6 protein-coding genes are annotated in these 8,430 nt (G+C 30.8%); 4 read left to right on the top strand and 2 right to left on the bottom strand.

What is annotated here, in order from left to right; genetic code table 11:
* Positions 1-31: 31 nt before the first annotated feature.
* From ACQCX0_RS03815 to ACQCX0_RS03800, 4 genes are all read left to right on the top strand, one after another.
* On the top strand, positions 32-1,489 hold the full coding sequence (locus tag ACQCX0_RS03815) for an isocitrate/isopropylmalate family dehydrogenase (RefSeq protein WP_462562851.1): 1,458 nt from the start codon (positions 32-34) through the stop codon (positions 1,487-1,489).
* 29 nt (positions 1,490-1,518) lie between these two features.
* Positions 1,519-3,783, top strand: a complete 2,265-nt coding sequence (locus tag ACQCX0_RS03810) for an aconitate hydratase (RefSeq protein WP_462562850.1) — start codon at positions 1,519-1,521, stop codon at positions 3,781-3,783.
* A 29-nt stretch (positions 3,784-3,812) separates the two neighbouring features.
* Positions 3,813-4,763 carry a malate dehydrogenase gene (mdh, locus tag ACQCX0_RS03805; RefSeq protein WP_462562849.1) on the top strand — a complete coding sequence of 317 codons (951 nt, stop codon included), beginning with the start codon at positions 3,813-3,815 and terminating at the stop codon, positions 4,761-4,763.
* A 328-nt stretch (positions 4,764-5,091) separates the two neighbouring features.
* Positions 5,092-6,516, top strand: coding sequence for a carbon starvation CstA family protein (locus ACQCX0_RS03800; RefSeq protein ID WP_462562848.1), 1,425 nt, complete (start codon positions 5,092-5,094; stop codon positions 6,514-6,516).
* 94 nt (positions 6,517-6,610) lie between these two features.
* Here the strand turns inward: ACQCX0_RS03800 and ACQCX0_RS03795 are convergent, their stop codons facing one another.
* Together ACQCX0_RS03795 and dcm are read right to left on the bottom strand one after the other, a co-directional pair.
* Positions 6,611-7,366 (bottom strand): PDDEXK family nuclease, encoded by a 756-nt coding sequence (locus ACQCX0_RS03795; protein ID WP_462562847.1) that lies wholly within the window; start codon positions 7,364-7,366, stop codon positions 6,611-6,613.
* On the bottom strand, positions 7,344-8,360 hold the full coding sequence (gene dcm, locus ACQCX0_RS03790) for a DNA (cytosine-5-)-methyltransferase (RefSeq protein WP_462562846.1): 1,017 nt from the start codon (positions 8,358-8,360) through the stop codon (positions 7,344-7,346). The genes ACQCX0_RS03795 and dcm overlap by 23 nt, the downstream gene beginning before the upstream one ends.
* Positions 8,361-8,430 lie beyond the last annotated feature (70 nt).

Raw genomic sequence — 8,430 nt, 5'->3', positions numbered from 1 at the left:
TAAAGTAACTATATATTTTAAAGGAATAATAATGAAAAAGTCTATTGCAGTAGCTAAAGGAGATGGTATTGGTCCTGAAATTATGGATGTTGTGATTAATATATTTAATAAAGTAGGGGTTCAGCTTGATTATCATTATATTGATATGGGAAGGGATACTTTCTTAAAAGGTCATAAATTAGGAATGACACCTGAAGCTCAGGCAACCGTAGAGGAGCTAGGAGTATTGTTTAAAGGACCTATGGAAACCCCAAAAGGAGGGGGTAATAGAAGTATTAATGTAACAGGAAGAAAAATGTGGGGAACTTTTGCTAATTGTAGGGTTTTTAAAACACTTCCAGGGGTTGATACTATTTATAGTAAAGCTAATATTCCTATTGATTTAACTATTATGCGAGAAAATCTTGAAGATACCTATGGCGGGGTAGAACATTTAGTAACCTCAGACTTAGCCATATCCAGAAGATTTATTTCAAGTCCTGGTTCTTATCAAATTCATAAGTATGCTTTTGAATATGCTCAACAACAAGGAATAGATGCTGTAGTATGTGGGCACAAAGCCAATATTATGAAAATTACTGATGGCTTATTTTTAGAAACCTTTTATGAGGTTGCTAAAGAGTATCCTAATATTAAAGTATCTGATGTGATTGTTGATGATTTATGCATGAAACTTGTAACAATACCTAATCAGTATAAATTAATTGTATTGCCTAATCTGCAAGGAGATATAGTATCTGATTTATGTGCAGGTTTAGTAGGAGGTTTAGGTTTTGCTCCTTCTGCAAATGTTGGTAATAATATTGCTATCTTTGAGGCGGTTCATGGTACTGCTCCTGATAAAATAGGTAAGAATTCAGCTAATCCTACGGCATTATTATTAAGCGGATTAATGATGTTAAACTTTTTAGGTTTTAATAAAGAAGCTAGAAAAATAGAACTTGCCTTATTGCAAACCTTGAAAGATAAAATACATACATCAGATCTTAAATCTAGTAATGTTGCGGTATCAACTATGGAATACGGCGAAGAAATTATTAAGAGGGCGACGACTATAGCAGATAATGATTATACCCTAGATAATTTATCTAAAAAAGCAATTACTTTGGGTAAAAATGTTAAGAAAATAAATAATACTCCTACTATGTTAATTCGTAAAAAATTTAAAGATGTTTGTAAGGGAGTGGATATTTTTATTGAGAGTATAAATAGTACTGAGGAAATATTAAAGCAAATTAAAGCTTTATTAGTAGATAATTTTCAAAACTTTAATTTAGAGGTTATTGCTAATAGAGGAACTAATGTCTTTCCGGAAGGTTCTAAGTATACAGAATGTATTAATAGTTATATATTAAGATTACTCTCAAAAGAGGAGATTAAAGAATCTCAGACTCTGCAGTTAGGGTTAAAAATAGCAGAACATTATAAACTATTAGGATTAGAAACTCTAAGGGAGTTTGATGGTAAAATCGGGTACTCTATACTCTAAAATTATAGATACTAAGAAAAGGAGGAAATATGTTAATTTTTGAATTGATAGAACGTATGTATAAAGAATTTCCTAAGAAATTAAAAGACATAAAAGCACAACTAAATAGAGAGCTAACCTTAACGGAAAAAATCTTATATTTTCATATGTCTGAGCAATATAAAAGCTCTATGAAAAATTATAAAAGAGGGATATCTTACGTAGAATTTCAACCTGATAGGGTGGCAATGCAAGATGCTACAGCACAAATGGCATTATTACAATTTATGCAGTCAGGGCGTAAAGAAGTAGCAGTTCCGTCTTCCATTCATTGTGATCATTTAATTCTTGCCAAAGACGGAGCTATAAAAGATTTAGAGAGTGCCAAAGATGATAACAAAGAAGTATTTGATTTTTTAAGATCTGTTGCAAATAAATATGGGATTGATTTTTGGAAGCCTGGAGCTGGTATAATTCATCAGGTAGTATTAGAAAATTATGCATATCCAGGAGGCTTAATGATTGGTACTGATTCTCATACCCCTAATGCCGGTGGTTTAGGAATGTTGGCTATTGGAGTAGGGGGTGCTGATGCTTGTGATGTTATGTCAGGCATATCATGGGAATTAAAATTTCCTCAACTTATAGGAATTAAACTAACCGGTAAATTAGGGGGATGGACTTCTCCTAAAGATGTAATTTTAAAGGTAGCAGGCTTATTAACTGTTAAAGGTGGTACGGGGGCAATTTTAGAATATTTCGGAGAAGGAGCAGATAGTATTTCGTGTACGGGAAAAGGTACAATTTGTAATATGGGAGCTGAAATTGGTGCAACTACATCTGTCTTTGGGTATGATAAAAAAATGTCTACCTATTTAAGAAGTACAGAACGCAATAGGATTGCAGACTTGGCAGACGGTATTAAAGAGCATTTAACAGGAGATTCTGAAGTTTATAATAATCCTGAAAAATATTTTGATGAAGTTTTAGAAATTAATTTAGCTACTTTAGAACCTTATATTAATGGTCCGTTTACTCCTGATTTAGCTTTTCCTATCTCAAAATTTGCCACTGCAGTTAAAGAAAATAAATGGCCTGAACATATATCGGTTGGGTTAATAGGTTCTTGTACGAACTCATCTTATGAAGATATTGCGAGAGCAACCTCTATTGCCAAACAAGCAATAGATAATAATTTAAAAATTAAATCTGAATTTACTATAACCCCTGGATCTGAACAAGTTCGTTATACGGTTGCCAGAGATGGATTTTTAGATATATTAAATCAAATAGGAGGGGTTACTTTAGCAAATGCTTGCGGTCCTTGTATTGGGCAATGGCAGAGACATAATAATACTGAGGTTAATACTATTATTACGTCATTTAATAGAAATTTTGCTAAAAGAAATGATGGTAATGTTAATACTCATGCGTTTGTTGCTTCCCCTGAAATAGTTACGGCAATGGTTTTAGCCGGATCTTTAACATTTAATCCTTTAACTGATACTTTAAAAAATGAACAAGGTATTGATATTAAACTTACCCCTCCGACAGGGGATGAGCTCCCATCTAAGGGATTTTCTGTAGAAGATTTAGGGTATTTTCCTCCTGCTAAGGATGGTAATAATATAGAAATTGTTGTTAATCCTAACTCTACTAGATTACAACTCCTAGAACCTTTTAAAGCATGGAATGGTAAAGATTTATTAAATCTTAAACTTCTGATTAAAGCTAGTGGTAAATGTACTACAGATCATATTTCTATGGCTGGTTCTTGGTTGAAATTCAGAGGGCATTTAGATAATATTTCAGATAATATGCTAATAGGAGCAGTAAATAGCTTTAATAATGAAACAAATAAGGTTCTAAATAATATTACTAAAGAATATAATACGGTACCTGCTGTACAAAGATACTATAAACAACATAATATAGATTCAATTGTAGTAGGTGAAGAAAATTATGGTGAAGGCTCATCAAGGGAACATGCAGCTATGGAGCCCCGGTTTTTAGGTGTGAAAGTAATTTTAGTTAAATCTTTTGCCAGAATTCATGAAACAAATCTAAAAAAACAAGGTATGTTAGCACTAACTTTTGAAAATACTGCTGATTATAACAAAATAAGAGAAGATGATAATATAAATATATTAGGGTTAGTAACCTTTGATGCCGATACTCCTCTTACTGTTGAATTAAATCATAGTGATGGTACTAAAGACACATTTAAAGTTCTTCATACTTATAATACACATCAAATAGAATGGTTTAAAGCTGGTTCTGCTTTAAATATAATTAAAAATAATTTAAAACATTAGGTTAATATTATTAAAAAATGGAGTTAAAAATGCATAGAAAAAAAATATCATTAATTGGTGCCGGTAATATAGGAGGGACATTAGCTCATCTTAGTTTATTAAAAGAACTAGGAGATATAGTGTTATTTGATGTAAACGGGAAAGTAGCTCAAGGTAAAGCATTAGATCTTGCTCAAAGTTCTTTTGTTCACAAAACAAATATTAATATAATCGGTACAAGTAATTATGAGGATACCGCTAATTCAGATGTTATAATAGTAACCGCAGGAATGCCTCGCAAACCTGGGATGAGTAGGGATGATTTAGTTAAAAATAATACTAAAGTAATGATAGAAGTTGGTAAAAACATTGCAACATATAGTCCGAATGCTTTTGTAATTTGTGTTACTAATCCGCTGGATGTGATGGTATGGGTGCTACAACAAAGTAGTTGTTTGCCTGTAGCTAAGGTTGTAGGAATGGCAGGAGTGTTAGATACTTCAAGATTTGCTTATTTTTTATCTCAAGCTTTAAATGTAGCTATTGCTGATATTCAAGCTTTTGTACTGGGAGGACATGGAGATAGTATGGTTCCGGTATTAAATTATGCTACAGTTAGCGGAATTTCTTTAGCTCATTTTATTAAGAATGGGAAAATTAGTCAAACAACTGTGGAGAAAATTGTTGATAGAACTAGAAATGGCGGAGCAGAAATAGTAAATTTATTAGGGAGTGGTTCTGCATTTTATGCACCGGCTGCTGCTGCTTTAGCTATGGCAGAAAGTTATTTATTTAATAACAGAAATATTTTTCCTACAGCCGCATGGGTAACTAAAAATTATGATGTCTCAGGGATGTATGTTGGTGTTCCAGTAGTAATTGGCTCTAACGGCGTAGAAGAAATCATAGAAATAGAACTTGATAGTGTATCAAAAGAAAATTTTAAAAAATCAGTAAAAACAGTAGAAGAGCTGATGTTTATTGCTAAAAAGTTTATGTAGATTCAGAACTCTTTTATCTTCATACAATAATTAGAAGTTCTTTCATATACTGAGTAATTAAAAATATCTTCATCCACATTTTAGCAAATCTTACCTATGAAAGTGCAGTACTTTTAGAAAATATAATGTCGTATCAAAAACAAGATAAAGAATATCAAGATTTATTGAAGACAGAAAATAGATGGATATTAAATCACCCTAGGATTGACCAAAGAAGTTCTGTGGAATCGTTGTGAAGGTACGCCGTTGGATAAAAGTTTTTATTATATAATTTCAAGAACTTAGAGTATAATACTATTATAAACAAAAGAGTATAACGGTATTATTTATGATAACTTTTTTTAGTTCTGTGATTTTGTTAATCTTGGGATATTTTATTTATTCCAAAATAATTGCTAAAGTAGTAGGATTAAATTCTAAAAATCCTGTACCCTCCCATACCCTGCGGGATAATATGGATTTTCTTCCTATGTCTAAGCCTAAGAACTCATTAATTAATTTATTAAATATTGCCGGAACAGGACCGGTTTTCGGACCAATTCTTGCAGCACTGTATGGACCTGTTGCTCTTTTATGGATAGTATTTGGGGCTATTTTTGCAGGAGCAGTTCATGATTTTGTAATCGGAGTGGTATCCCTAAGAAATAAAGGAGGAACTCTTCCGACGTTAGCTGCTATTTATTTATCAAAACCTTTTAAACATATAGTAAACTTTTTTTCATGTTTATTATTAATTTTAGTGGCAACAGTTTTTGTGGTTGGTCCTGCTACTCTATTACATAATTTATTACCGATGATAGATTATAAAGTAATTATCGGATTTTTATTTTCTTATTATCTTTTAGCTACCCTTTTACCGGTTGATAAAATTATTGGTAAAATTTATCCTTTTTTCGGAGTTATCTTGATAATTGGGGCAGTTGCAATCATAATTTCGGTATTATTTTTCTCTAAAGCTCCCTTACCGGAACTGAATTTAAATAATTTACATCCCCAAGGATTACCATTGTTCCCGTTATTATTTTTAACTCTGTCTTGCGGTGCATTATCGGGCTTTCATGCAACCCAAATACCAATTATTAGCAGAACGCTAAATAATGAAACTGAAGCACGTCCGGTTTTTTACGGTATGATGATAGCAGAAGGAATTATAGCACTAATTTGGGCATATGCTACTATTGTATTGTTAGATGGTCAAACTCTATTAAGCTTACTTAAAGAAGGTACACCCTCTTTAGTAGTTAATAAAATTGCTCTGATGAGTTTAGGAGGATTTTTAGGAACTATTGCGGTTTTAGGAGTAATAGTATTACCTTTTACTTCCGGAGATACAGCTTTTAGAGGAATTCGTTTAATGTTAGCCGAATATCTTAAGTTGAATCAAAAATCTATTAAGAATCGTTTTATAATTGCGATTCCTTGCTTTGCAATTTCTATTATGCTCTGTTTTGTAAATTTTCAATATTTATGGCAGTATTTTTCTTGGGCAAACCAAACTTTAGCTAGTATTTCTCTTTGGATTTCCACTATGTATTTATTAAAAAATAAAAAACCTATTTACTATACTTTAGTACCAGCATTATTTATTACTTTTGCAGTCTTTACCTATATTTTATATGCTCCTATCGGGTTCTCTTTAGATTTAGAAACAGCTAAAATTATTGCTTTAATTATGTGTGCCGGATTAACTGTAATGGTACTAAAATATCAAAGAGATTATAATAAGAGCAATTTGCAAAAAGATAATATTTAAAAATGCCTATGGATTAAATATAATTGTAATATTAGTAATAATAAGGCAGGAATACTTTAGAATTTTCTAAATTACTTTACTAAGAAAGATAAAATTAACTAATTAATAAAGCAGGATTTATTTTAAATTGCAACATATTAGCAGTCTTTCTACCATTATCTCCGCCTTTTCTTTGCATGGTTACCCTACCTATTCTAAAGTTACCTTGTTTAGTTATTTCTACCTTACCCTGAGCATAGTAATTTAACACAAAATTTATAGGCTGTAAGGAATATTTTTCAAAAGAAGTTTTATAAATTACTAACATCCATTCAGCACTAAAGCTACCTCGCCCTTTGATAAGATCACTAATAATTAATGTTTTATTATTTTGTAAAAAATCTAAAACTAAGGTTTGCTCTTTTTCAGAAAGTTCATTAGCAAACATTCGCCGTAGATCTCTAGGATTATTAATATAAGGAGTTGTTTCTCCGGTGTATAATTTTAAGATTTCTAAAATATCATTAGGAATATGCCAAAGATCTTGATATTTTGTTAACCATCTTTTATCAATCTGATTATATCCGTTGGGATTTGAGATTAACTTTACTGAAATATTTTGACAATCAATTTCTGTTTTAAAAGTAAGGATGATTTTTATTTGTACTTGTAAATCTGCTTTCTGACTACCCTTAACTTTAACAGCTATTATATTCTCTATTACTGCTAAATTATAACCCATGTTTAATAACCAAGCTTGAGCTAAGGTATTGATTTTCCGATTATTAAATTTATCTATAATCATTTGTTTGGTTTTAAAGCCGGCCTTGGCGGTTTGGGAGCCTAATTTAATAAGATCTTCTTTTAGCAAGACTCATACTTTCTTTCTTATTTAATAAGATTAAATTTTTTAAAGATTTTGCAATGTCTGAAATTACATTAACTGTCATAGCATTTCCAGCTTGTTCAAGAATAGTACTGTTGCTAATAGTATCTATTTTCTCTACAATAGTTAATGGAAATCCTTGTAATAATAATGCTTCAATTTTTGATAAACTATATAAGTTACCATTATAAACATAAAGTAACCCTTGTCTTCCTTTTCTAAGGGTAGAAAAAAATCCTTGATACAATCTTAAATCACTTTGTCTAGTATCTAAAATAGTATAATTTATGTGTAATAGATCGGTTAAAGAAAATTTACCGGTATTATACTTATTATTTAGGTATTTTATAAAAGTATGATATTTGTTAGTATTCGGGGTTAATTTTTCACCGCTAAGATTTAGAAAGTTAGCTAAATTATAATTAACGTACTTACCTATCGGGAATTCAAAATTAGTAGAGTATAGGTTTTTTCTTATTCCTATTAAATAGACTCGTTCTCTAGATTGGGGAACCCCAAAGTGTAAACTGTTAAGAATTTTATGATATACTATATAACCTGCACGTTTAAGTAAATATATTATATACTCAAAATCTTTTCCTTTATTTAAATTAAGTAATCCTTTAACATTTTCTAAAATAAAATAAGGAATATTTTTTCTTTGTAATATTTTGGTTATTTCAAAAATTATTTGCCCTCTGGCATCTTGTAACCCCTGTCTTTTACCTGCTATAGAATATGATTGACAAGGAAACCCTGCTATTAATAGGTCTGGAGTAGGTAGTAAATTTATATTTAGAGTAGTTAAATCTCCTAACCCGTTACTAGTTTCATTAAATAATAGTGTATAGGTTTGTAGAGCCTTTTTATCAATTTCTGCAAAATCTACACAGCTATAATTTTGTTGTTCTAAGCCTAATCTTCCTCCTCCTATTCCGGCACATAGGTCAATAAAAGTAATGTCTAAATTATAGTGCATCTCAGTAAATGATTTTTATTCTACAATAGAAATATATCACACTATGAGAGTTTCATTTTTAAATAAAATT

The organism is Candidatus Hepatincolaceae symbiont of Strigamia maritima (genome assembly GCF_055505085.1).
This window is presented reverse-complemented; position numbering and strand designations above follow the sequence as displayed.

Coding starts and splice junctions, on each gene's coding strand:
- ACQCX0_RS03815 (WP_462562851.1), top strand. CDS start 32: ATGAAAAAGTCTATTGCAGTAGCTAAAGGAGATGGTATTGGTCCTGAA.
- ACQCX0_RS03810 (WP_462562850.1), top strand. CDS start 1,519: ATGTTAATTTTTGAATTGATAGAACGTATGTATAAAGAATTTCCTAAG.
- mdh (WP_462562849.1), top strand. CDS start 3,813: ATGCATAGAAAAAAAATATCATTAATTGGTGCCGGTAATATAGGAGGG.
- ACQCX0_RS03800 (WP_462562848.1), top strand. CDS start 5,092: ATGATAACTTTTTTTAGTTCTGTGATTTTGTTAATCTTGGGATATTTT.
- dcm (WP_462562846.1), bottom strand. CDS start 8,360: ATGCACTATAATTTAGACATTACTTTTATTGACCTATGTGCCGGAATA.